We start from the raw sequence: 24100 nt of genomic DNA on the forward strand, positions 1-24100 counted from the left end.
TGCGAAGCATTGGTTTCTCCCAGTCCTGATTTTGGGTAAGCAAAAGGGTTTCGCTTTCTGCGGAAAGCGACCAAGGGCTTCACCCTTGGAACCTGACCAACTTTTTGAAAAAAGTTGGATCAAAAACTTTTAGACACGCTTTCACGTAAGCTTTGTGCTATTTCTTGCCCGTATAATACTTCGCAAGCCCGCCTTCGCCGGTTTCCCTGTATTTGGAGAACAAATCTCTGCCGGTCTCGTACATGGTGTTGACAACGACGTCGAACGAGATTTTTCTTGTATAGGTGAGGAAATTCGCAAGGCTCAGCGCGTTGATGGCGCGCATGGCGGCGACGGCGTTGCGTTCGATGCACGGAATCTGCACGAGTCCGCGCACGGGGTCGCACGTAAGGCCGAGGTGGTGCTCCATAGCGACCTCGGCAGCGTATTCAATCTGGTCTAACTCCATGCCGTGCAGCTCCGCGAGGGCTGCCGCCGCCATGGAACATGCGCTGCCGATCTCCGCCTGACAGCCGCACTCCGCGCCGCTGATGGAGGCGTTCGTCTTGATAAGATTGCCGATGATGCCGCCCGCCGCGAGCGCGTGGAGAATCTCGGTATCCGTAAAGCCGCGGCGTTCCTGTATATACAAAAGAACGCTCGGCAGCACGCCGCAGGAACCGCACGTGGGCGCGGTGACGATGATGCCGCCCGCCGCGTTTTCTTCGCTGACGGCGTAGGCATAGGCGCACACAAGGCGGTTTTCGCGCGTTTCGGCGCTTTCATCGATGTGATTTTGACGGTAGAGCATTTTCGCTTTGCGCTGCACGTCTAAACCGCCTTTTAAGGTGCCTTCGGTCTCTAAACCGCGGGTGACGGCTTCGCGCATACAGCGCCAGACTTCCTTTAAATAGTCCCAAATCTCCGTGCCCTCGCACTCTTCCGCATACTGCCAAAGGCGCATGTGACGCGAGGCGCAGTAAGCTTTGATGTCGGCGAATGTGGAAAGCGGGTAAACGTCTGCGGGGGCGTCTTCCGTTTCGCCCTCCGAGAGAATTTTACCGCCGCCGACGCTCATGACGCGCTCAAAGCCGATCTCTTTGTCGTTTTCAATGGCGGTGAGCTCCAGCGTATTCGGGTGGGGGAGAGGCTTATCCGAAAGGTCGAACCGAATTTCCACCGGCAGCGGTGCAAAGGTCTTGACGAGGATGTCGTCCGTCAAGTGGCCTTTGCCCGTTTTGGCGAGCGAACCGTACAGAGTGACGAGAAAACGGTCTGCCTGCGGGTATTTTTCTTTAAAGCGGCGCGCGGCGCGCTCCGGCCCCATGGTGTGGGAGCTGGAGGGACCTGTGCCGATGCGGTAAAGTTCCTTGAGTGATTCCATGTGGGGGTTCCTTTCAGAAAGCGAAATGATAAAAAGAGGGCTTGGGAGGCTCGGCGGGCTGAATGACACCGTTGATGATGCAGCGGCCGTCGTGGCGGAACAGCGCGTTTGCAAGCTCTTTTTCAGTTTTGATGCGGTACGGGAACGCCATGCCGGCTTTGCCGATGTTTGATTCGTGCTGTTCGTGCGTATCGCCGCCGCTGGTGCCGTAGAGGTGGTTCCTTTTTGCAAAATCATAGCCGCGGCTGTTGTCTTCATCGGAGTTGCCGGCGTTGTAAATTTCGGCGGCGTCCAATAGCTCCGGCTGCGGGAGTACGTTGGGGTCGATGTACGGCGCACGGCGGAACGGATGCGCCTGCGAGATGAATCCGCCCGCTTCGTGCACGGCGTCACAATAGTCTTTGATGGGCGCGACGTCGATATTCGGGTGTGCGAGCAGAAAATCAAGATCGATGCCGTAGGTGAGCACCTCTTTGCCGGAGCCGTAGTGGTGCTCAAGGCCGAACAGAATGTCAAAATCCTTATCCTTTGCCCAATCCTTTACGCGCAGATAGGCGTTCCAGTAGGCGCGGACCTTATCCTCCCACGGCAGGGTTTTATCAATGGCGGTGCTGCCCTGCAAAAAGTGATTTGTAAAGCACATGCCGGCGTAGCCGCGGTCATAATAGACCTTGGCAATGACCTCCGGCGGGTTGTGTCCGCAGTGGCTGCACAGGCTGTCGTGCACGTGCATCTCGTATTTATACAGCATAAGGATGCCTTCTTTCGCTTATTTTTTCGGCTTTAATTTACGGCGCTCGCCGTTCGGCTCTACGATGACCATGTTATCGAGCTGTGTACGCAGGTTTTTGCGGTAGGCTGCGATATATTCTTCGCGCAGGGCTTTGCGCTCTGCGGTCTCCGCTTCGGTGAGGCCCTCGGTTTTTGCTTTCTTTGCGAGGGCGTTGATGCGGTCTATCTTGCTTTGTTCCATAGTAAAGTCTCCTTTGTTTAAGATCAATCCACGTCGGAAACCACGTTGTTCGCCCAAATGCCCGAGCGCAGCAGGATGGAGCCGATGATGACCTTGATGATATCTGCAAACTGCACGAGCGCATAGATGCCGATGATGGACAGCGCTGTGTAGCGGCTGCAGAAAAACGCGATGGGCAGTGGGATGAGCCAAGTAAATACGCAGTCAAACAGAAACGTGATGAACGTTTTGCCGCCGGAGCGAATGGTGAAGTACGTGACATGCGCAAATGCCTGAATGGGCAGTGCCGCGCCGGCGACGAGCAGAAGCTCGGTTGTGAGGCGCTGTACCTCCGGCGTGGTGTTGTAAATGAGCGGGATAAACGGCGCGGTGATGGCGATGAGCGCGCCAACGCCGATGTGCAGCACGACAGTAAAGAACAGAAGCTTATTATCCGTGCGCTTTGCTTCTTCAATCTCACCCGCGCCGAGCTGCTGGCCGATGATAATGGAAACGGCGTTGCCCATGGCGAACATGATGACGCAGAAGAGGTTCCATACTGTGCCGGCAATGTTCGTGGCGGCGACGACGGTCAGACCGCGCGTGGAGTAGCTTTGGCTGATCATCGTGGTGCCGACACTCCAGAAGAGCTCGTTAAGCATGAGCGGCGTGCCGGTGAGGAGGATCTTTTTCACGACGGCACCGGGCAAATACAGGCTTTTATATAAGCCCTGTGCAAAAATAAATGTTTTTTCGCGGCGGTGGGTATGTAGGATGAGATAGATTGCTTCGATATATCTTGCGATAACGGTGGCGATGGCTGCGCCGACGACGCCGAGGCGTGGTGCGCCAAAGCTGCCGAAAATGAGAATGTAGTTTAAGACAAAGTTTGTGACGATGGCGATGATGCTGGCGGTCATCGGGGATACGGTCTCGCCGGTTTCACGCAGAGTGCTGGAATAGCTTTGCGAGAAGCTGAACGGTATGAGACCGATCAGCATGACGAACAGGTAGTTCTTCGCTTCGGAAAGCGTTAAGACGAGGTCGCCGCCGGATTCGCTTTCCGTGAGGAACAGCGAAATGAGCGGGTTATTGAAGAACAGAAGCGCGACGATGGCGATGACGGCCATTAAAACGCTGAAAATGAGCTTGAAGCGCAGCGCATAGCGCACGCCCTTGTGGTCGCCCTTGCCGTAGAACTGCGCGCCGAAAATGGACGCGCCCGCAAGGCCGCCGAAGATGGTGAGGTTAAAGACGAACAAAAGCTGATTGACGATGGCGACACCGCTCATGGATTCGGTGCCGAGGCGGCCGACCATGACGTTATCGAGCAGGCTGACAAAGCTTGTGATGCCCTGCTGCACGATCATCGGGATGATGAGGCGGATGAGGTTTGCGTAAAACTCCCGGTCGCCGATGAATTTTTCTTTGTATTTTTTGAACATAACTCCTCCAAAATATCCTAAAGCTTGATTTTTAAAAATTTATATCATCAAAACAGAGCTTCGCGTGACACGGCTGCGTGCGCCTGTTCTGTTCCCAAAAGAGAACCGTCCGTTTGACGGTTTTTATCGGTCTTCGGGCGGCAAAAGCTCGCCCAAAAGCGCTGTGTAGTCTGTGATGCAGCGGTCGCAGAGCTTTTGAAGCGCTATGCGGTCGCTTTCTTCCACAGCTTCGCTCAACACGCCGATGACCGAAAAGCCGGCGGCTTTTGCCGTTTTGGCGGCGTAGAGCGCGTCTTCAAACACAACGGTCTCATGCGGGGCGGCCTTTAAATCGGCCGCGCACTTTAAATAAATATCCGGGTGCTCCTTGCTTTTGCCGATGGTGGTGCAGCTTTCGATGACGGAAATGTACGGCGATATATCAAGGCGATCGAACGCGGGCCTTAAGGACGCAATGTCCGAGGCGGTTGCGACGGCTGCGGGAATGTGGCGCTCTGAGAGCGCTTTTAAAAACGCCGCCGCGCCGGTGATCTCGGGCACTTCTTTGGCGTAGCCCTCGCGGGCGAGTGCGATGATGCCCTCATGAATTTCCTCAACGGTGCCCTCAACATGGAGTACGTCGTGGTAATACTTGGCGCATTGCTCAAGTGAGAGGCTGTTTAGGGTGCGGAACAGATCGTCGGGTGCTGCGATGCCCATTTTTTCGGCGAACGCGAACGTGAGTTTATTCCACATGGGTGTGCTGTTTAAAAGCGTACCGTCCACATCAAAAATGGCGGCGCGGATCTTTTCGGAATCTTTGAACATGAAAGCTCCTTTCAAAAAGGCGGACAAAAAAGCCCGCCCGCGTGCATACACATTAGAAGTATACCACGCAGGCGGAGGTATTTCAAGGATATAAGGGGCGTTTTACGGAGCTTTTCGACACAAAATTACTCCATGCCAATGACCTTTTTAATGGCGTCTATGCCGTGTTGTACTTCTTTACCGAAGGCCTCTGCCATGCCCTCACTGCTTTCACCGCTCGTTTCCGGCTCGCCGAGCAGAAGGAAGAATACGTAATCGCCGTCGGCGTAAATTTCGGCGGCCTCTATTTTGTCTTTGCTTGCGGTGAAATCTTCATCTGCAAGCAGGCGCTGCTTATAAGCCGCGAGCTTCTCTTTGACTTCGTCCGTTTTGCCTTCTTTGACTTTTACGGCGATGAACGTATCCGGGTGGGCCTTCTGCGCGGTGTTTTCAGCGTATACCTCTTCGTAAAGCGAGTCGTCCATGCCGAGCTCTGAGCGAATTTCATCTTCGGTCAGTTTCGTATCGGGATAATATTTGTCGCCATAGGCTTCACGCAGGGCATCGCGGAAGGCGGAAAGGCCGAGCGCGGTCTCCGGCATAACGGAGGTGTCGTTCGGGGATTCACTCACATCCGGGGAAGGCGACGCAGACTGCGCGGGCTTTTCACTTGCGGCAGATGAGGAGGACGAGCTTTCGGTCGTTCGGCTTGCGCAGCCCGTGAATGAAAGCACCAAGAGCAAAGCAAGCAGAGCGGGAAAAATTCTTTTCATATCGGATCGATCCTTTCTACAAAAATAGCGTGCGCGGCGGTATGCCGCGTTACCCATAGAATGCCCGCCTTTTTGCGGAATAAACGCCGAAAACGATGCGTTTTCTTCGGTTTGCCGGAAATGATTGAAAAGTTCAAGCTTTTATAGTATACTGTGAACAAAGCGGCTGAAAACAGCACGTTTCGCATTTGGAGGTGGGAAGTATGGCGCGGCATCAGGCTGCGGAACGGGAGAAAAGCGTCTCGGTTTTGGCATCGCTGCTTCCGTTTTTATCGGTTTTATACAGTGAATTTATTCTTGCATATTTTGTGCATATGCCCATAACGCCCGTGAAGGTATGGATGGCGCTGGGACTTGGCGGCATCGCGCTGGCGCTTTCGCGCACGACGCCGTTAAAAGGGCTGAACTTTCTGCTTTTAACCGTGTGGACGGTGGGCCTTTGGGGCTTTACGTTCGTGCAGTTTTTATACCGGCAGATGTTTGGCGTCTGCATGGGACTGAAGGCCGGTATAAAAGGGCTGGAATTTTTAGCCGGGCTTGTGCAGATCATCGGGCAGAATTGGCTTTTTTCGCTTTTGATGATTGTGGTGCCGGTGCTGCATTTTACACTGACGCGCAGCCTTTTAAAGAGACGCGTGAGTGTACTGGGCAAGCTTACGGGTGCAAACTGGATGGCCCCGCTCGGCGCGTGGCTGCTTTCTGTAATCCTGATTTTCGCGGGCGTTGTGCTCGGTCTGCGCGGCACGGCGGGCGAGCCCTCCGACCGGCAGCTTCTAATGACGCGCTTTGACGCGGAGGCGTCATTACAATCCTTCGGCGCGGCACCGGAATTTTTGCTGGATGTAAAGTACAACGTGCTGCGCATAGCGGGTGAAGAGACGGTGGAATATTACCTTGTGCAGGACGGAAAAGATCCCGTGCAGGTAACGCCGACTCCGGCGCCGGAGAATTCCTGAAAAAACTCTGAAATTCACCCGGAAGTTCTTGACCCGGGTTTCAGAAAAACGTACAATAATAGAGTAAAGTCGAATAAGTGGGTGTGTCCCGGCTTTGTCGGGACACACCACAGCAAAAATGGAGATTTATGAAGCATTACCGTTAGAAAGGCGGTGCCAAAAACGAACACACAAAATCCGAACGAACAAAACAGAAACGCGAATACGCCGAACGGCGCGAATTACACGAACCCGCTCCAAAACGAGTTTGAAAACTCCGCGACGTACCGCGTTATCCACAAGGTGGGCGACAAGGTGGCGGAGAGCGTGAATAACCTCGACGGGGAGAAGATTTCCCGCGAGGTGCAGGGTGCGGTGAACGGCGTTGTAAACGAAGTGAACCGTGTGGCGGAGACCGTAAACCGCAAGTTTAACACGAACGCGCGGACAAATTATCAGTCGCCGCAGGGGCAGAATCCGGACGGTACGTACCACTATTCCTACACGCAGACGGCGTACTCGAATTACAAGCGCCCGAATACAAACCCGAATCAGGCTCCGAGCAGCGTGCCCGGCGGACCGTATAATCCGCCGCGCGGCACAGTGCCGCGAAATACCGTTTCGCAGAACGGTGTGCCCGTGCAGCAGCCGAAAAAAGCGCCGCGCAAGCAGGACATGATCGAAAAGTACAAGCCCTCAAACGGCCGCTATTGGCTGACGGGCATCGTGTGTATGCTGTATGCGCTGAACGGCCCGCTTTACCGCTGGCAGGACCTCATCACGTTTGTTGTGGTGGGTGCAGCGGCGTTTTTCATCGGCGGCAAAATTTTCAAGGGCAAAAAGTATTATGTGCCGGCGGAATCCGTACAGCCGGAGAAAAAGCCCGAGCCCGAAAAGAAGCCGGAGCCGAAAGCGGAGCCGCAGAAAAAGGTCTCCACCGGCGATCCCGAGGTGGACAAGATCATTGAGGAAGGCTACAAATATCTGCATGAGCTGCGCGACGTGAACATCCGCATCCCGGACGAGGTGATGACAAAGCGCATCGACCGCATGGAAGTGGCTTCTGCCGATATTTTTGCGTATATCGCGGAGCACCCCGAAAAAGCAGCGGAGATCCGCCGGTTTATGAACTACTATCTGCCGACAACGCTGAAGCTTCTGAACAGCTATGATAAGCTGAGCCGCCAGAGAGTGAAGGGCGAAAACATTCAAAAGACGATGTTTGAGATTGAAGGCATGATGGAGACGATCGCAGGCGCGTTTGAAAAGCAGCTGGATAGCCTGTTTGATGACGATGCGCTGGACATTGCGGCGGACATCAGCGTGATGGAATCCATTTTGAAGCAGGAGGGCCTTTCCGGCGAAGACATGAAAATGCCGGGCCTTGACCCGAACGACACAAGCAAAACACAGACAAAGTGATTTTTGACCGTGTGACGCACACGGTGAATATAAGGAGGACGAACAACATGAGCGACGTGAAATTGACCTTAGAGCCCGAGCTGGAGACCCCTGCACCCGGTATTCCCACCCTGACGCTGGACGGCGTGGAGGAAGAAAAGCCCGTAGCCCCTGAGAAAAAAGAAGAGGAACAGCCCGAAGTGCAGCTTACGCCCGAAGAACAGAAGGTCGTAGACGACTTTGCGGAAAAAATTGACATTACAAGCTCTGCGCTCGTGATGCAGTATGGCTCCGGCGCACAGAAGAAAATTGCAAACTTCTCCGACACGGCGCTTGCAAATGTGCGCACGAAGGACCTCGGTGAAGTGGGCGACGAGATCGCGAACCTTGTTGTAGAGCTGAAAAGCTTTGATGCGGGCGAAGAGGAAAAGGGCTTTCTCGGCTTCTTTAAAAAGCAGGCAAACCGCCTCGATGGCATGAAGGCACGTTACGACAAGGCCGAAGTGAACGTGAATAAGATTGCGTCTTCCCTTGAGGGCCACCAGGTGCAGCTGATGAAGGACATCGTGATGCTCGATAAGCTGTACGAAACGAACCTTGCGTACCACAAAGAGCTTTCCATGTACATTCTGGCGGGCAAAAAGCGCCTGAAAAGAGAGCGCGAAACGACGCTGGAAGAGCTGAAAGCAAAAGCACAGCGCTCCGGCCTGCCGGAGGACGCGCAGGCGGCAAACGACTTTGCACAGCAGTGCGACAGCTTTGAAAAGAAGCTGCATGACCTCGAGCTGACCCGCATGGTTTCCGTGCAGATGTCGCCGCAAATTCGTCTTGTGCAGAACAACGACCGTTTGATGGCGGAGAAAATTCAGTCCACCATTGTGAACACCATTCCGCTTTGGAAGAGCCAGATGGTATTGGCGCTTGGCGTGGCGCACTCTGCAGATGCGGTGCGCGCACAGCGTGAAGTGACCGATATGACGAACGAGCTGCTGCGCAAGAACGCAGAGAAGCTGAAGATGAGCACCATTGAGACGGCGCGCGAATCCGAGCGCGGCATTGTTGACATGGAGACGCTGCGCCAGACAAACCAGTCGCTCATCTCGACACTCGATGAAGTTGTGAAAATTCAGGAAGAGGGCAAGACCCGCCGCCGCGAAGCGGAGCAGGAGCTCGGCCGTTTGGAAAACGAGCTGAAGCAGAAGCTTTTAGACATTCGCGCGTAAATAAAGAGAACACCGGCCGGGTTGTGCTTGCAGTGCTGCCCGGCTGTGCGTTTATAGACTTTAAATTTGCGTGTCATGAATTTGCATGTAGACAGAAAAAGCGGAAAGGAAATTTTTATGAAAAAGAAAAACGATGGCGTAAAAGCCGTGGGCCGTGTTTCGGCGGTCATTGCGATGGTGGTGTTAATTTTGGCGGCGATCCCAGTCGGCGCGTGTATATCTTTGTCGCGCGAGCGCAACAATGTGACGGCGGAATACTACGGCTCCGACGACGTGTACGGCGTTTTGGACCAGGTCTCGATGATGGTTTCCGAAGCATCGAATCTGGTGACGATCGCGGAAAAATACAGCGAGACGGATTTGACGCTTGTAGATGCCGTGCGCACGGCGCAGAACGCGGTGAAAAAGGCCGAGCGCCCGGCGGACAAGTACGCGGCTTTAAACGACCTGACGACGGCGGTGAAGGCGATGTATCGCCAGATCAAGAATATCGACATGAATGAGGAGGACGCAACGTACCGCGAATCGCTGATGTCGAACTACAATTCCGACTTGGATTATCTGATGCGCGACGATTACAACGATAAAGCCGCCGCATTCAACGATGCGCTGCACAATTCGCCTGCGTATGCACTGGCGAAGCTGGTGGGCATCGGCGACGTGGAGCTGTTCGCGTAAAAGTTTGAAACGGACAGGGAAAGGAAATGCTTATGACAAAGACCGTACATCCTGTTTTGAAAAAGACGGGCGCTGTGCTGCTTACGGTGCTGGTGCTCGTACTTATGGCGGTGCCGGCGTTTGCCGTGACGTTGCCGGATGCCCCGACGGGCTATGTGTATGACGGCGCGAATGTGCTTTCGCCCTCGACGGAAAGCTATATTGAGCGCACGGGCAGCGCACTTGCCGAAGCCTGCGGCGCGGAGGTCGTGGTGGCGACCGTGGATTTCACCGACGGCGAGGACATTGCCGATTATGCGTATGACCTCTTTAACAAGTGGGGCATCGGTGACAAGAAAGCGAATAACGGTCTCTTGATTCTGCTTTCCATCGGTGCGGAGGATTACTACGCCGAGCCGGGCGCGGGGCTGACCGATGTTTTTACCGGCGGCGTGCTGGACGCGATGCTGTATGACTACCTTGAGGACGATTTTGCCGCGAAAGATTACGACAGCGGCGTGAAAAAGGTCTACGCCCGCGCGGTGGAGATTTTGGAAGACCACTACAATGTCTCGTATTTCACGGGTACAACAAACAACGCGAATGCGAACACTAATTATAATTATGCGAATAATAATACATCCGGCGGAATTTTATACGGATTCCAGCGCTTCTTCTCGCGGGTCTGGCGGTTCTTCTTTGTGGTCCTGTTCGTCATTTTGATTATTGCGCTGAGCGTGCTGCGTCCGCGCAGACGGTATTACCGCAGAGGTTGGGGCGCGCCGCCCCCGCCGCCTCCGATGGGCGGCTTCTGGCGCGGACCCCGTCCGCCGCGCGGTCCCGGATTCGGCGGCCCGAGACCGGGTGGATTTAGCGGCTCGCGTCCCTCGGGCGGTCCCCGTCCCGGTGGCGGACGCTCCGGCGGCTTTGGCAGCGGCCGTTCGGGCGGCGGTGCACCGCGCGCAGGCGGAGGTTCCACGCATGGCGGAGGTGCAGGCAGAAGAAGATGAGTATTTGGGTTTTGTTTGATTTAGACGGCACCCTTGTCGATAACAGCGAGGGTATCACAAAAAGCACGCAGTTTGCGCTCGACAGCTACGGCTATCCGAACCAGCCGATGGAGACGCTGAAAAAGTTCATCGGCCCACCGCTGCATGAATCCTTTATGGAATTCTACGGCTTTTCCAAAGAGCAGGCGTTTGAGGCGGTGGACCGCTACCGCGTGCGCTATAAGGAGAAAGGCGTGTACGAAAACCGCCTGTACCCCGGCATGAAAGAACTGTTGGAGGCGCTGAAAGGTGTAGGTGTGAAATTGAGCGTTTCCACCTCAAAACCGACGGTGTTCACGGAGAAGATCTTGAAGCAAAACGGGATCTTTGAGCTGTTCGACCAGATTGTCGGCGCGAATCTCGATGGCTCCATGACGGATAAGACCGAAGTGATGCAGGAGGCTATGCGCCGCGCGGGCGGAAAGGAAAACAATACGTTTTTCATGGTCGGCGACCGAAGCTTTGATATGATCGGCGCGAAAAATTGCGGCGTGCCGGGCGTTGGCGTGTATTTCGGTTTTGCGGAACCCGGCGAGCTGGAAGAAGCGGGCGCGGATTACACCGTGGAGACCACGAAAGAACTGAAAACATTGCTGATGAAGCTTGTGACGGAAGCCGAGAATTGAAATCCGTTGACACTCCGTTCGTTTTTGATAGAATGTAGTTAAGAAGAATAAAATGACTTTGCGGGGAAGAAAATTACCGCACGGTGCTCATTCTGCAGCTGAATAATGTGTCCGTTACGAAAGACGATGAGATCACCGTGGCCGTGAACGACTATCTCAATCCTTTCAGCCCGCAAGATGGCGTGGAGTACACGCGGAAAACGTCCGATGATTTGTGGGGCGGTGAACATGCGGTGACGGTCATGCCGAAAGACCTGCAAACGGAGGTGCTGCTTGGCAGTGAGCTGAAAAACGGCGCGAATAGCCGCTTGATCTGCATGAGCTTTCCGTCCTCCGGCAACGCGGAAAGAGAAAGTGAGATGCCGGAATATGTCGTCACGGTGATGAGCTCGCCGCAGACGGTGACGGTTCCCGTTTGGGTGGTTATACCGGCGGGTCTGGTGATTGCTTTAATCGTAGTTTTTGTAAGAAAAAAGCGCGCAGCTTGAGGGCTGTGCGCTTTAATACTATGTTCTATTTTGAAGAACTCGCGCGGCGAGTTCTTCAAGAAACCCCTTGATAGGGTTTCTTACGGCGGAAACGTCCACTGGAAGTTTCCGCCTATCTTCCTGATTTATGGTAGGCAAAAGGGTTTCGTTTTCTGCGGAAAGCGACCAAAGGCTTTGCCTTTGGAAACCACCACCTTTGAAAAGGTGGACGAAATTTTATTCGTCGCTTCGCTATGGTTGCCGGGAGATTTAGGTTTCGCTTTCCATACCCGGAAACGCGCGCTCGGGGTGGATGGCTTTATACGCCGGGCGGATGATTTTACCGGCATTGATGAGCTCTTCGATGCGGTGGGCGCTCCAGCCGGCGATCCTGGCGCAGGCGAAAATGGGTGTATACAGCTCCATCGGCAAATCGAGCATGCTGTAAATGAAGCCGCTGTAAAAGTCTACGTTTGCGGAGACGCCTTTATAGATGCGGCGCTTTTCGGCGATGACCTGCGGCGCGAGCCGTGCGACGCGCATGTATAGTCCGTACTCGTCCTCACGGCCTTTTTCTTTGGAAAGGCCCTCTGCAAAGCGCTCCATGATGCGTGCTCTGGGGTCGGAGACGGAATACACGGCGTGGCCCATGCCGTAGATGAGCCCGGCGTTATCGAATGCTTTTTTATCAAGCAGGCGGGTGAGGTAATCGCAGATTTCATTCTCGTTCGTCCAGTCTTTGACCTGCTCCTTCATGTCACGAAACATGCGTACGACCTTGATGTTCGCGCCGCCGTGCTTTGGGCCTTTTAAAGAGCCGAGTGCTGCGGCAATGGCGGAATACGTATCCGTGCCGGAGGACGACACGACATGTGTTGTGAACGTGGAGTTGTTGCCGCCGCCGTGCTCTGCGTGCAGCATAAGCGCGATGTCGAGCACCTTGGCTTCCAGCGGGGTGAACTGTTTATCGGAACGCAGAATACGCAGAATATTTTCGGCGGTGGTAAGCTCCGGCTTCGGCTGGTGAATGTAAAGGCTTTTGCCGTCGTGATAGTGGCGATACGCCTGATAGCCGTAGACGGAAAGAAGCGGAAAAATGGCGATGAGCTGAATGCACTGGCGCAGCACGTTCGGGATGGAGATGTCGTCCGGGGCGTCGTCATAGGAATACATCGTCAGCACGCTGCGGGCGAGGGTGTTCATCATGTCGCCGCTCGGCGCTTTCATGATGATGTCGCGCACGAAATTTGTGGGTAATGTGCGGTAGAACGAAAGCTGTTTGATGAACCCGTCAAGCTGTTCTTTATTCGGCAGTTCGCCGAAAAGGAGCAGGTAGGCGGTCACTTCAAAGCCGAAGCTGTGGTCGCTCGGCATGCTGCGGACAAGATCTTCAATGCTGTAACCGCGGTAGAAAAGCTGCCCTTCGCAGGGGATTTTCACGCCGTTTTCCATGCGGCTGGAGCGGATCTCCGAAATATCGGTAAGGCCGGTCAGAACGCCGTTGCCGTTAATGTCGCGCAGGCCGCGCTTTACGTCGTATTTTGCATAGAGCTCCGGGTCAATCTTACCGTTTTTCACGCAAAGATCGGCGAGGGCTTCCATTTCGGGGGTGATTTCTGAGTATACGGATCTTGCCATGCAGTCCATCCTTTCTTCGTTTTCCGTTTGGGGTTCTGCGAGTTTTTTAAAATCGTTCAAAACTTAGGAATGATATATTTTATTATAGCATATTGGTGCTGTGTGAAAATGTCGAATTTGTGAATTTTCCGCGTCCGAACCGTGTACATGTGCATAATTTTGTATGCCGTATCATAAGCATGATAAGACGGATATGCCACACAAATGGAGGCAGTGCGATGCGAAAGGAACGGATCGGAAAAATCGGATACAGAATTTGCGCGGTGCTGGCGGCGGCCGTGTCACTTTGGTGCATGGGGGATAATTTATGGCCGGTTGTAAAGGAAAACGGCGCGGCGTGGGCGCTTAGGGCGGCGGGCTTACAGGCGGCAACAAGCCAAGAAGTGCCGCAAGCGGAAGCATCGCCTGCGCCCCAAAAGGAGACTGTAAAAGAAACGGAGCCGGAAGCAACATCGCTCCCCACGGCGACACCTGTGCCCGTACAGGAGAAAACAGACACGGAGCTGCCCGTACTGCCGGCGCCGACACCTGACCCGGAGCGTGAAACGGCAGCGGTCGCCGCGACCTTTATGGGCGGAGGAGAAGAGATAAACGGCTTTTTTGTGAAGGATACTTCGGACTCGGGGCTTGATTTATCGGAAGAAATTTTAATTGACCCCGATGTGCGCGTGAAGCGCGACGGCTCGCCGGTGGTGCTGTTTTACTCCACGCATACGTCAGAAGCGTACTTACAGTATGAATCGGACTGGTATTACCGCGACGAGAGCTTTCGCACGGAGGAAGAAGAAAAAAGCGTTGTGGCGGTGGCAAAAAGGGCGAAAGACGTGATAGAAGCGGGCGGGTTTGGCGTGATCCACGACACGACAAGGTTTGACGAGACGTATTCCGGCAGCTACCAGCGCTCAATGGATGCGATGCAGGAAAATTTGCTGAAATACCCCACGATACAGATCACCGTGGATGTGCACAGAGACGCGTTCGGTGAGGAGGACGACGGCACACGGTATAAGCCCGTGGCGGAGGTAAACGGGGAGAATGCCGCGCAGATCATGATTATGGCAGGGTGTGACCTTTCGGAAGACCCGTTGTTCCCGGATTGGCGGGAAAACCTGCATTTGGCCTTGCGCTTGCAGCAAAAAGGCGATTTATTATATCCGGGGCTGTTTCGACCGCTGTTTTTCGCGCAGAGAAACTACAATATGCACGCCACGCACGGCTCGCTTTTGGTGGAGGTCGGCACAGAGGTGAATACGCAAAGGGAGGCGGACTACGCCGGGGAGCTGCTGGGCGAGACGATTCTGGCGGTTTTAAACGACATAGCGGAGGAATAGCGGAAAACGGACGGGGCATACTGCATGCGGAGGTGCTTTGCATGCGCAAATGTGTATGTTCCCGCGCGTTTTTGATGTCGTTTTTCTGCACCGTGCTGGTGCTGCTGTTCGTGTTCGGTATGCTGATGGTGGACGCCGAGGGAAGACGGTTGAGCTTTAATGACAACGCCCCGCCGACGGAAATGCTGTATCAGGCGGACGGTAAGGCATTTTTGAAAATCAACGCGTTTGAGCTGGACGCGAGAATCCCCGTGACCGGGGCAGTGAAGGTGTGGCGGTTCTTTGAAAAGTTCTTTTGTTTGCCGCAGAGTTCTAACGGCGAGCATGGTTAAAAGTCTTTAGTCAAGTTTTCTTCGAGAAAACTTGAAAGCGAACATAAGCGTTCGCTTGGATTCATCAAGGCAGAGCCTTGAGTCGCCATTCGCAAATGGCGAAATCCTTTTGCCTACCCAAAGATCAGGAAAATAGAAAAATCGTCCGGTGGACGATTTTTCGTAAGAAACCCTATCAAGGGGGTTCTTAAAAGGCGGCATTGCTGCCTTTAGAAAAAATAATCCATGCGAAATTTAAATTTAAACCGTTCTTTTTTTTAACCAAATTAAAATTGTTCGTGATTTTTTAACAAATGTATAGTATAGTTGTTAGAAAGAGAACGCGGGCGGATGAATGCGCGATTTTGATGCCCAAAATGAAAAAGAGGTAGAATTTGCATGGCAAAAAAACAGTTTAAAGCGGAGTCTAAAAGACTTCTTGATCTCATGATCAACTCTATTTATACCCATAAGGAGATTTTTCTGCGCGAGCTGATCTCCAACGCGAGCGACGCAATCGATAAACTTTATTATAAATCCCTGGCGGACGGCGCTACGGGACTCAATCGTGACGACTTCCAGATCTTCCTTGCGGCGGATAAGGACAGCCGCACGCTGCGTATCCGCGATAACGGCATCGGCATGACGCAGGAGGAGCTTGACCAGAACCTCGGCGTCATCGCAAAGAGCGGCTCGCTGAAATTCAAGTCTGAAAACGAAAAGAACGAGGATATCGACATCATCGGTCAGTTCGGTGTGGGTTTCTATTCCGCGTTTATGGTCAGCGACCACGTGCGCGTGGAATCCAAGGCGTACGGCGCAGAGCAGGCGTATTGCTGGGAGTCCGACGGCGCGGACGGCTATACCATCCGCGAGTGCGAAAAGGCCGACCACGGCACCGAGATCATTTTGCATATCAAAGAGGACACCGAGGAAGAAAAGTACAGCGAGTTCCTCGATACATACCGCATTCGTTCGCTCGTGAAGAAGTATTCCGATTATATCCGCTACCCCATCCGCATGGAGGTCGAAAAGACCCGTGCGAAGGAGGGTGCGGAGAACGAATATGAGCACTACTTTGAGGTGGAGACCCTCAACAGCATGGTGCCGCTGTGGAAGAAGAATAAAAACGAGATCACGGCAGAAGAATACAACAGCTTCTATAAGGAGAAGTTCTACGATTGGCAGGACCCGCTGAAGGTTATCCATACTTCCGCAGAGGGTACAGCGACGTATAACGCATTGCTGTTTATCCCTGCAAAAGCGCCGATGGATTATTATTCGAGAGACTACGAAAAGGGTTTGCAGCTGTATGCTTCCGGCGTGCTCATTATGGAAAAGTGCGCAGACCTGCTGCCGGATTACTTCGGCTTTGTGAAGGGCCTTGTCGATTCGCAGGATCTGTCGCTGAATATCTCCCGTGAAATGCTGCAGCACGACCGTCAGTTAAAACTTATCGCGACGCGCATTGAGAAGAAGATTGCGTCGGAGCTTAAATCCATGCTGGAGCACGACAGAGAGAACTACGAGAAGTTCTTTGAGAGTTTCGGTTTGAGACTCAAATTCGGCATGTACGAGAACTACGGCATCAACAAGGATAAGCTCAAGGATCTTGTGCTGTTCCGCTCCTCCACAGGCAAGATGCGCACGCTGAAAGAGTACGTTCAGGACATGAAGGAGGACCAGACCTGCATTTACTACGCGGCGGGCGAGACCCCGGAGCGCATTGCGCATCTGCCGCAGACCGAAGCCGTGCTTGACCGCGGCTACGAGGTACTGTACCTTACGGACGATGTGGACGAGTTCGCGCTGATGGTGTTGCAGGAGTACGAAGGCAAGAGCTTCAAGAACGTTGCGGCGGAAGACGCACGCGTGCAGACCGAAGAAGAAAAGCAGGCTGCCGAAAAGCAGGCGGAGGAAAACAAGGCTCTGCTTGAGAAGATGAAGACGATTCTCGGCGAGCGTGTAAAGGACGTGCGCGTTTCGACGACACTTAAAAATCACCCCGTGTGCATCACGACGGACGGCGCGATCTCCATGGAGATGGAGAAGGTGCTAAACTCCATGCCGGGCGCGGAGCAGAAGGTGAAAGCCGAGCAGATATTTGAGCTCAACACCGAACACCCGGTGTTTGAGGTGCTGCGCCGCTTTGAAAACGACGAAGACAAGCTGAAAAAGTACACCGAAGTGCTGTACGATCAGGCGCTGCTTATTGAGGGCCGCTCCATTGAAGACCCGGTCGCTTACGCAAACAACGTCGCGGAGCTGCTTGCACAGTAAAAAATACCCCCATTAGGAGGACGGGCTATGAAGCCGAAAAGAAAACGGGACTTTACCGGCATGTTCATCATGGCGGTGCTGCTGAGCTTTATTCTGCCGCTTGGCTACCTTGTAGTACGTATTGTGTCGTACGGCGGGACGGAGGAAGTGCGCAGCCGCGAAGACTATGTGCTGATGCTTTTGCAGTGCCTTTTGGGCATTGCCGCCATTGTGCTGCCGCTGCGGCTCATCCGGCAGAAAACTCTGCAGATTCCGCGCGTGATGCTGGTTTTGTACATTGCGTTTTTGTACTGCGCGATCTTCCTCGGCGAGGTGCGAAGCTTTTACTACGCCGTACCGCACTGGGACACGATTCTGCACACGATGAGCGGTGCAATGCTGGGTGCGCTTGGCTTTTCCATGATTGCGATTTTCAACAATGCAGAGCGCATACCGTTGAATCTTTCACCGGTGTTCATCGCCGTATTTGCGTTTTGCTTTGCGCTTGCGATGGGCGCGGTGTGGGAAATTTATGAATTCACGATGGATTCCGTTTTCGGCACCAACATGCAGAAATATATGCTGGATAACGGCACGGCGCTTATTGGGCAGGCAGCCTTGCAGGACACGATGAAGGACATCATCGTGGACGCCATCGGCGCACTGGTGATGAGCACCATCGGCTACATTTCCCTCAAGTACAAAAAGGGCTGGGTGGAAAAGCTGATGATCCGTTTTCACGTGAAAAAGCCCGAAAAAAACGGGAAAACCAAAAAGGGAAAGGATGAATGAGCATGAACGATAACCGGAACTACACGCCCGCTGGGCAGCCGGTGACGCAGCCGCTTTATAACGGGCAGCCGGTGTATACCGCGCCGCAGAATCCCGCGCCGGTGCAGAACCCGACGCCGGTGTATACATATCCGCCGCAGGGCGGTAACGGCGCGCCCGTTTATGCACAGCCGGTGCAGCAGCCCGTATATTACGCACCCGTACAGCCGCCGAAGTGGGCGGACCCCGCGCGTTTGGAGCAAAAGGAGCTGCGCCGCGCGGCCTCCCGCCTTTCGTTTGCGACCATGACCTCTTTGCCAATACAGGTTTTGTGGACGACGCTTGCAACGCTGATTTTAACGGTGTGCGGCGTGAATTTTATGGGGCCGAACACCATTGGCGACTTTCCGCCGACGGCGTACTACCTTATTTCGTCCATTGCATCGTTCTTATCCATTGTGCTGCCGTTCTCGTTTTTTCTGTTCTTTGGGAAAAGAAAGCTCTCGGACACGGTACTTGTGGAGAAAAACGGTGTGCTGAACAGTGTTTTGCTCGTCTTTGCGGGCCTTGCCGTCAGTGTTTTGATGAACATTCCCGCAAACCTCATCTCGCAGCTTTTGGAGGGCGCGGGGCTGAACGGCGACGCAAACACGGCAGACCTTTTGGCGATGACGCCCGTGCAGGCGCTGACGATGTTCGTTTCGGTCGTGCTCGTCGCGCCGGTGACGGAGGAATTTGCGTTTCGCAGCGTGACGACGGCCGTCATGCGTCGCTGGGGTGACTGGCCCGCGGTGATCTTCTCCGCACTGATCTTCGGCATGGCGCATTACAGCATTCAGTCCTTGCCCGTGGTGCTTATGGCGGGCTTTGTAATGGCGCTTTTGTATGTGCGTACCCGCAACATTTGGGTGAACATTTTCGTGCACATGCTCAATAACCTGCTTGCGACGCTGCCCATCGCCCTTGAGGGGCTTGTGGGCGCGGATGCGGCCAATATCGCGAGCAATTTGCTGACGTATATCGTGTACGGCTTGGGGCTGGTTGCGCTTGTGGTGCTGCTTATCCGCAATTTCACCGGTCATAAGGTGTTCCGCACGCCCATGCAGCGCGGCGTACCGGTACGCGGAAAGGCGTTGTGGATGTTCGTGAATCCCGGTTTCATCTGCTACTATGTGCTGTTTGTTGTAATGTGTATCGTGACGCTGTATTCGTAAGGGGACATATGCCGTATAATGCCATGAAAAACCGCGCGTTTGTGCCGGAGGAAAAGTTCATGCGCGAGGCGCTTTCGCTTGCGGAAGAAGCCTTTTCGGCAGGTGAAGTGCCGGTGGGCGCCGTTGTTGTGAAGGACGGCAAAGTCATCGGGCGTGGGCGGAATCGGCGAGAAGAGCATCAGAGTGTGCTTGGCCATGCGGAGCTGGAAGCGATGGAACAGGCGGCAAAAGTGCTCGGCTCCTGGCGGTTGACCGGCTGTACGCTGTATGTGACGCTGGAGCCGTGTCCCATGTGTGCGGGCGCGACGGTAAACGCCCGCGTGGACCGCATTGTGTTCGGCACGGAAGACGAAGCTATGGGTGCGTGCGGCACGGCTGTGTCGGTGACGTCGCTCAAAAATGCCTTTAAACCCGAATTATACCGAGGATTGCTGTGTGAAGAATGCACGGCAATCCTGCGCCGGTTCTTCAAAGCCAGACGCGCGGAACGAACCGAAAAATAAAAGACCCGCATTGCAAACGGAATTTCCGGCTGCAATGCGGGTTTTTGCGTATGATTTTAAAATTATGTAAACTAAAACTCCGGGATGATGGAGCGGACGAGGGGGCGGAGGCCGGTGCCGGGGTTCTCCTGCTGGTGGTAGATCTGCCCGTCGTAGGCGGGGAGGTTGTTGCCTTCCACCAAAACGGGACCGGTGGGGGTGATGCCCACGTCCCAGCCGACGTACCGCATGTCGGGGCGGATCTTCGCGGCTTTTTTGCACAGCGCAATCGCTTCATCAAAATATGGCACGCGGAAGTTTATGAATGGCGTGCAGGTATCGGGGTGCATGTCGAAATACATGCCGGTTTTATCGGACATAGCGGGGCGGCGGATGACACCGTCGTCGCAGATGAGCGCGTTGAGCCCGCCGCTTGTGGTGTTATCTACAAATGAGCCGTGGCGGCCCGTGCGCACAAAGCTGTACAGCACATGCACGTCGCCTTTGTCATCTGTTAAGGTGCAGACGCGCAGGGTGTTGAGCGAATACGGATACAGCGCGCTCATTTCCGGGTGCTGTTGTAAGGCTTCCTCCACGAGCAGTAAGCCGTTTTGCACCCAGTTTTCGCGCAGCCTTTTCACGGCCTCTCGGTCGTTTAAATCGGTCCCGGCGCTGTCAAAGCGTTTGACCCCCAGACCGCCGAAGCTTTCCGGCTCTTTTAAAAACACCACGGGGTGGTGGCGCAGAAAATCGGCAAGCGCGTCCTCACCGGCTTCATTGAGGTCTAAAAATGACCGTCCGAGGTACGGCGCAAACGTGCGGCAGAACAGCAGCTTGTTTTCAAAATAGGGGCGGTCTTCAGGGCTGTTTACCATGCGGGTCAAGCGCCAGTTATCCTGCATGGTGAAGAATGTGTTTCTCGCCTTTGCGCCGTGGATGTGCGCAAAACCGAAAATGTGGTAATCGTAAAATCCCACGTTATACCGCAAAATGCAGTACAGCATATCCGCCATGATGACGGGTGTGGGCGTTTTGGTCTCCTTTTTGACGTCGCGAACATACACCATCATGCGCTTTGCGTCAAAACCGCGAATGCGGCGCAGTAAAAGCTCCAGCTTCAGCATTTCTTAAAAACTCCTTACGAAATTCTTACAATTTTAAATAAAATACAAGAATGATTTTTGTTGATTTTATTATAGCATAAACCTGTTTAAAAGGAAAGAAAAAGATTTGCAAATAATATTAGCAAATGCTTTTGCAAAGCGAAACCCCGCTGCGTTAAACAGCGGGGCGCAATTAGGAACGATTTATGAATTATGGAATTTTATGCTTCTTCGGACTCTTCCTTTTTCGGGGACACAGTGATGCGCACGCGGGTGGCACGCTGGTACTCTGTTTCTTCTACAACGACATGCAGGTTTTCAAAATCAAAGCAGTCGCCCTTTTCGGGGATGCGATCGAGCTGCTCGATGACCCAACCGTTGATGGTGGAGGCTTCGGAATCGGACTTCAAATGGAAGTATTCAAGAAGGTCGTCAAGGTTGGTGGAGCAATCGACAAGGTATTCGTTGTCGCTGACCTTTTGAAACGCTTCCACTACTTCGTCGTGTTCGTCCCAGATCTCGCCGACAAGCTCTTCGATGATGTCTTCCAGCGTGACGATGCCCTCGGTGCCGCCGAACTCATCCACGATGACGGCAAGGTGCGATTTGTTCTGCTGCAAAAGCTTTAAAAGCGCGGAAATTTTCATCGAAGGCGGGATGAACTCCACGGGCTTGATGATCTGCTTCACCGCGTTGCCGTCGCGCAGCACGAGGTTATGAAAATCTTTCTCATTGATAATGCCGACGATGCTGTCAATCGTCTCCTCATACACCGGCAGGCGCGAAAAGCCTGTTTCCGTAAAGAGGTCGGCGACTTCCTGCACGGTGCTCGTCTTATCCACGGCTTCCACGTCTACGCGCGGCGTCATGATATCGATGGCTTCAAGGTCGTCGAACTCAATGACGTTGTGGATAAGCTCGCTTTCGTTTTCATTGATACCGCCGTCGTGCTCGGCTTCCTCCACGATGGTGAGCAGTTCGCTTTCCGAAATGGTACGATCGTTAGAGACCTTTACGAATTTTTTCACCAGCTTTTTGATGCCCACAAGACATACGTTAATGGGCTTGAAGACGTAAATGAGCACGTTGATGATGGGCGCGGAAAACATAGCGAACGCTTCCGGGGACTCTTTTGCGATGCTTTTCGGCGTGACCTCGCCGAAAATGAGCACGATGATCGTCATGGCGATGGTGGAAACGGTGGGACCGTTGTCGCCGAATGCTTTGATAAACAAAACGGTGGCGAGAGAAGACGCACTGATGTTGACGATGTTGTTTCCCACCAGAACGGAAGAGATGAGCTCGTCGTAATTATCCACGAGCTTATAGGCGAGCTTTGCGCGCTTGTTGCCGTTATCGGTCAAGTTTTTGAGCCGGATACGGTTGAGCGACGAAAACGCCGTTTCCGTGGCGGAGAAATAGGCGGACAAAACGATCAGAACGATCAACGCTATGATCAACCCTGTACTGTGACTGTCCATCTGAGAAAAAATAACCTGTCTTTCCTACAAAAAATTTGCCGCAGCCATATGCCGCTTGGCATGTATGATAATATCGTATATTACCACAATACGCGAAAAAAAGCAAATCGAAAACCTGTAAATTTTTTGAAAACGCAAAAAGCGCAGGAGCTTTTCAAAACTTCCGCGCCTTTTTACAGAGCTTTATGAAATTTGTGCACGCTCTTTCGGCAAAAACGTGAGCTTTACGCGCGCCGAGCCGTTTTCGTTCGGATAGTAATAAAGGTAAAGCAGCGACTCGTTTTTACCGAGACCGCGCCACTGGTATTGTAAGGCGCAGACATTTTCGCCGCCTGCATCTTTTTGCAGCGCCGCAAAAAGCGTATCGGTATCGTCTTCGGCGGAAACGCCGTCCATGTTCACGTCGGTCGTGAACGGTCCGCCGAGCGCTTTTTCAAGCTCATCATAGCAGGTGCGCATGTATGAAAAGCCGTCATCATTCGGCGTGCACGGTACGGTGAGCTCTGCGTAGTTGAGCTTGCCGGCGGAGGTTTCATCGCCGCGGTATGCATCAAACGAGAGCTGCACATCGGCGGTTTTGCCGTAAACGTCAACGGTATAATCGGAGAGCGCCTGTTCGGTAGTACCGAGCGTTTTCAGCGCATCGGTTTTCCCCTGTCCCACAGAGCCGATAAACGTTTCGGGGAATGAGGCTTTCGAGCCGGTTGAGCACCCGACAAGGCATGTAAACATCGCCAAAAGGCAGAACATGATCGCAAATTGCTTTTTCATTGTCTTAACCACTCACTTGTTATGATTAAATATTATTGAGATTATGAAAATATATAGTGGTCATATAATTGCCGTCCACCAACATTTACATAGAGGATTACTTCCATACCACCATTTGCATTGATGGGAACAATATATTGATTTGTGGGCATTTCGTCGGTTTTCGAATACATTGTATTTTTTGAAGGAGCATATCGAGTAAAATCAATTACTTTGTGCTGATCTTCTTTTAGAAGTTTATAGGAAGATGAGCTTTTTTGATATAAATCACCATATCCGCTAAACCAGAGGCGAATAGAACTGGGTGCCGTTCCAGCATCAGCTTTGTATGTGAAATATGAGCCAATCATGTGGTAATACCAACGATCCGAAATTTCAAGGTTATACACGCATGTATAACTAACTTTAATTCCCTCTTGATTGAACGGCTGTGTGTATCCGTCCACGGGTTGAATAGGAGGATTTAAAAGTTCGGCGACGGAATTGTTTTTGAAAGAATTACCATCTTCGTCAGTTGAAATTTCAAAGACACTGGTTAATGTTTTTTTGGTGCCTTCTGTGTTTTGAATACGGAGAGCGGATGAATTGCTATCTTGTTCAATCCAGATGACAGAGTCATCTTTGATTTCGACATCACAATCTTCAATGAATTTGTAAATAGATTCAGGTAAGGTTTGAGCGGAAAATGTTTGAACTTTTTCTAGAGACGCCGAAGTGGAGAAAGTGGGTTCGCTTGCATATACGAATACGCTAGATAAAAGCAAAAGCATAGAAATGACTGTTGAGACCAATTTCTTCATGAGAAACTCCTTTCATCTAAATAAACTTTAGAATAAATTGCAAATAATTACACAGCATTTTTAATACTCAAATGTACAAATACGCATTAGAGTTTGTAAGGCGAAATTTAAAGAAGACTTTAAATGTGCATCGGAAGCACCTCAATTTAAAATAAGTTATTTGTACAAGTCAACATTAACATATATACAGCTAAATGTCAATATTATTTAGAATAAGTATTAGAAATTTTCGAGTTCAGAAATGCAAGGAATTCACCATTGA

The 24100-nt window shown here is 52.8% G+C and carries 25 protein-coding genes; 13 read left to right on the forward strand and 12 right to left on the reverse strand.

What is annotated here, in order from left to right:
* Positions 1 to 157: 157 nt before the first annotated feature.
* The 6 genes from ACI0CA_RS01840 to ACI0CA_RS01865 form a co-directional block, all read right to left on the reverse strand.
* Positions 158 to 1363, reverse strand: coding sequence for an L-serine ammonia-lyase, iron-sulfur-dependent, subunit alpha (locus ACI0CA_RS01840; protein WP_446806590.1), 1206 nt, complete (start codon positions 1361 to 1363; stop codon positions 158 to 160).
* Between the two features lie 13 nt (positions 1364 to 1376).
* Positions 1377 to 2114 carry a PHP domain-containing protein gene (locus ACI0CA_RS01845; protein WP_417112152.1) on the reverse strand — a complete coding sequence of 246 codons (738 nt, stop codon included), beginning with the start codon at positions 2112 to 2114 and terminating at the stop codon, positions 1377 to 1379.
* Positions 2115 to 2132: 18 nt separating this feature from the next.
* Positions 2133 to 2336 carry a DUF896 domain-containing protein gene (locus tag ACI0CA_RS01850; RefSeq protein ID WP_176819832.1) on the reverse strand — a complete coding sequence of 68 codons (204 nt, stop codon included), beginning with the start codon at positions 2334 to 2336 and terminating at the stop codon, positions 2133 to 2135.
* A 23-nt stretch (positions 2337 to 2359) separates the two neighbouring features.
* Complete coding sequence (locus tag ACI0CA_RS01855; RefSeq protein ID WP_446806589.1) at positions 2360 to 3760, reverse strand: MATE family efflux transporter; 1401 nt, start codon at positions 3758 to 3760, stop codon at positions 2360 to 2362.
* A gap of 123 nt (positions 3761 to 3883) precedes the next feature.
* Complete coding sequence (locus tag ACI0CA_RS01860) at positions 3884 to 4567, reverse strand: HAD family hydrolase (protein ID WP_418565964.1); 684 nt, start codon at positions 4565 to 4567, stop codon at positions 3884 to 3886.
* Between the two features lie 125 nt (positions 4568 to 4692).
* A complete protein-coding gene (locus tag ACI0CA_RS01865) occupies positions 4693 to 5319 on the reverse strand; it encodes a DUF4358 domain-containing protein (protein WP_316688049.1) in 627 nt (208 codons plus the stop codon).
* A 203-nt stretch (positions 5320 to 5522) separates the two neighbouring features.
* Here ACI0CA_RS01865 and ACI0CA_RS01870 point away from each other — a divergent pair, with 203 nt between their 5' ends.
* The 7 genes from ACI0CA_RS01870 to ACI0CA_RS01900 all read left to right on the forward strand — a co-directional run bounded on the left by ACI0CA_RS01870 (position 5523) and on the right by ACI0CA_RS01900 (position 11698).
* Entirely contained in the window at positions 5523 to 6275 is a 753-nt protein-coding gene (locus ACI0CA_RS01870; RefSeq protein ID WP_446806588.1) for a hypothetical protein, read from the forward strand.
* A 153-nt stretch (positions 6276 to 6428) separates the two neighbouring features.
* On the forward strand, positions 6429 to 7676 hold the full coding sequence (locus ACI0CA_RS01875) for a 5-bromo-4-chloroindolyl phosphate hydrolysis family protein (protein ID WP_446806587.1): 1248 nt from the start codon (positions 6429 to 6431) through the stop codon (positions 7674 to 7676).
* A 47-nt stretch (positions 7677 to 7723) separates the two neighbouring features.
* Positions 7724 to 8878, forward strand: coding sequence for a toxic anion resistance protein (locus ACI0CA_RS01880; RefSeq protein ID WP_176819826.1), 1155 nt, complete (start codon positions 7724 to 7726; stop codon positions 8876 to 8878).
* 117 nt (positions 8879 to 8995) lie between these two features.
* A complete protein-coding gene (locus ACI0CA_RS01885; protein WP_308449252.1) occupies positions 8996 to 9556 on the forward strand; it encodes a LemA family protein in 561 nt (186 codons plus the stop codon).
* Positions 9557 to 9588: 32 nt separating this feature from the next.
* Positions 9589 to 10545: a TPM domain-containing protein gene (locus tag ACI0CA_RS01890; protein WP_412264504.1), complete on the forward strand. Its 957-nt coding sequence runs from the start codon at positions 9589 to 9591 to the stop codon at positions 10543 to 10545.
* Positions 10542 to 11210, forward strand: a complete 669-nt coding sequence (locus tag ACI0CA_RS01895; RefSeq protein WP_412264506.1) for an HAD hydrolase-like protein — start codon at positions 10542 to 10544, stop codon at positions 11208 to 11210. The genes ACI0CA_RS01890 and ACI0CA_RS01895 overlap by 4 nt, the downstream gene beginning before the upstream one ends.
* A gap of 107 nt (positions 11211 to 11317) precedes the next feature.
* Positions 11318 to 11698, forward strand: a complete 381-nt coding sequence (locus ACI0CA_RS01900) for a hypothetical protein (RefSeq protein WP_418931769.1) — start codon at positions 11318 to 11320, stop codon at positions 11696 to 11698.
* A 249-nt stretch (positions 11699 to 11947) separates the two neighbouring features.
* Here ACI0CA_RS01900 and ACI0CA_RS01905 read toward each other — a convergent pair whose 3' ends face one another.
* On the reverse strand, positions 11948 to 13315 hold the full coding sequence (locus ACI0CA_RS01905) for a citrate/2-methylcitrate synthase (protein ID WP_417420325.1): 1368 nt from the start codon (positions 13313 to 13315) through the stop codon (positions 11948 to 11950).
* A gap of 218 nt (positions 13316 to 13533) precedes the next feature.
* Between ACI0CA_RS01905 and spoIIP the strand changes: the two genes are divergently transcribed.
* The 3 genes from spoIIP to htpG all read left to right on the forward strand — a co-directional run bounded on the left by spoIIP (position 13534) and on the right by htpG (position 17237).
* Complete coding sequence (spoIIP, locus tag ACI0CA_RS01910; RefSeq protein WP_446806586.1) at positions 13534 to 14646, forward strand: stage II sporulation protein P; 1113 nt, start codon at positions 13534 to 13536, stop codon at positions 14644 to 14646.
* A gap of 41 nt (positions 14647 to 14687) precedes the next feature.
* Entirely contained in the window at positions 14688 to 14978 is a 291-nt protein-coding gene (locus ACI0CA_RS01915) for a hypothetical protein (protein ID WP_417100500.1), read from the forward strand.
* Between the two features lie 378 nt (positions 14979 to 15356).
* Positions 15357 to 17237: a molecular chaperone HtpG gene (htpG, locus tag ACI0CA_RS01920; protein WP_308449257.1), complete on the forward strand. Its 1881-nt coding sequence runs from the start codon at positions 15357 to 15359 to the stop codon at positions 17235 to 17237.
* A gap of 164 nt (positions 17238 to 17401) precedes the next feature.
* Here the strand turns inward: htpG and ACI0CA_RS01925 are convergent, their stop codons facing one another.
* Positions 17402 to 17515, reverse strand: a complete 114-nt coding sequence (locus ACI0CA_RS01925) for a hypothetical protein (protein ID WP_446806585.1) — start codon at positions 17513 to 17515, stop codon at positions 17402 to 17404.
* Here ACI0CA_RS01925 and ACI0CA_RS01930 point away from each other — a divergent pair.
* Genes ACI0CA_RS01930 through ACI0CA_RS01940 form a run of 3 tightly spaced genes read left to right on the forward strand, consistent with a single transcriptional unit; the run spans position 17499 to position 19704 of the window.
* The gene (locus ACI0CA_RS01930) at positions 17499 to 18008 is read left to right on the forward strand and encodes a hypothetical protein (protein WP_446806584.1); all 510 of its coding nucleotides are present in this window, start codon (positions 17499 to 17501) and stop codon (positions 18006 to 18008) included. The two genes, ACI0CA_RS01925 and ACI0CA_RS01930, sit on opposite strands and share 17 nt — an antisense overlap.
* A 2-nt stretch (positions 18009 to 18010) precedes the next feature.
* Positions 18011 to 19201 carry a type II CAAX prenyl endopeptidase Rce1 family protein gene (locus tag ACI0CA_RS01935; protein WP_446806583.1) on the forward strand — a complete coding sequence of 397 codons (1191 nt, stop codon included), beginning with the start codon at positions 18011 to 18013 and terminating at the stop codon, positions 19199 to 19201.
* An 8-nt stretch (positions 19202 to 19209) separates the two neighbouring features.
* Positions 19210 to 19704 carry a nucleoside deaminase gene (locus ACI0CA_RS01940; RefSeq protein WP_308449260.1) on the forward strand — a complete coding sequence of 165 codons (495 nt, stop codon included), beginning with the start codon at positions 19210 to 19212 and terminating at the stop codon, positions 19702 to 19704.
* Between the two features lie 71 nt (positions 19705 to 19775).
* On the opposite strand, the gene ACI0CA_RS01945 is transcribed toward ACI0CA_RS01940, so the two are convergent.
* The 4 genes from ACI0CA_RS01945 to ACI0CA_RS01960 all read right to left on the reverse strand — a co-directional run bounded on the left by ACI0CA_RS01945 (position 19776) and on the right by ACI0CA_RS01960 (position 23838).
* Positions 19776 to 20807 (reverse strand): sugar-transfer associated ATP-grasp domain-containing protein, encoded by a 1032-nt coding sequence (locus ACI0CA_RS01945; protein WP_308449261.1) that lies wholly within the window; start codon positions 20805 to 20807, stop codon positions 19776 to 19778.
* A 200-nt stretch (positions 20808 to 21007) separates the two neighbouring features.
* Complete coding sequence (locus ACI0CA_RS01950) at positions 21008 to 22267, reverse strand: HlyC/CorC family transporter (RefSeq protein ID WP_308449262.1); 1260 nt, start codon at positions 22265 to 22267, stop codon at positions 21008 to 21010.
* A gap of 183 nt (positions 22268 to 22450) precedes the next feature.
* Positions 22451 to 23038, reverse strand: a complete 588-nt coding sequence (locus ACI0CA_RS01955; protein WP_308449263.1) for a hypothetical protein — start codon at positions 23036 to 23038, stop codon at positions 22451 to 22453.
* 41 nt (positions 23039 to 23079) lie between these two features.
* The gene (locus ACI0CA_RS01960) at positions 23080 to 23838 is read right to left on the reverse strand and encodes a hypothetical protein (RefSeq protein ID WP_308449264.1); all 759 of its coding nucleotides are present in this window, start codon (positions 23836 to 23838) and stop codon (positions 23080 to 23082) included.
* Between the last annotated feature and the right edge of the window lie 262 nt (positions 23839 to 24100).

The organism is Hominenteromicrobium mulieris (assembly GCF_046197855.1).
Taxonomy (GTDB): Bacteria; Bacillota; Clostridia; order Oscillospirales; family Acutalibacteraceae; genus Hominenteromicrobium; species Hominenteromicrobium mulieris.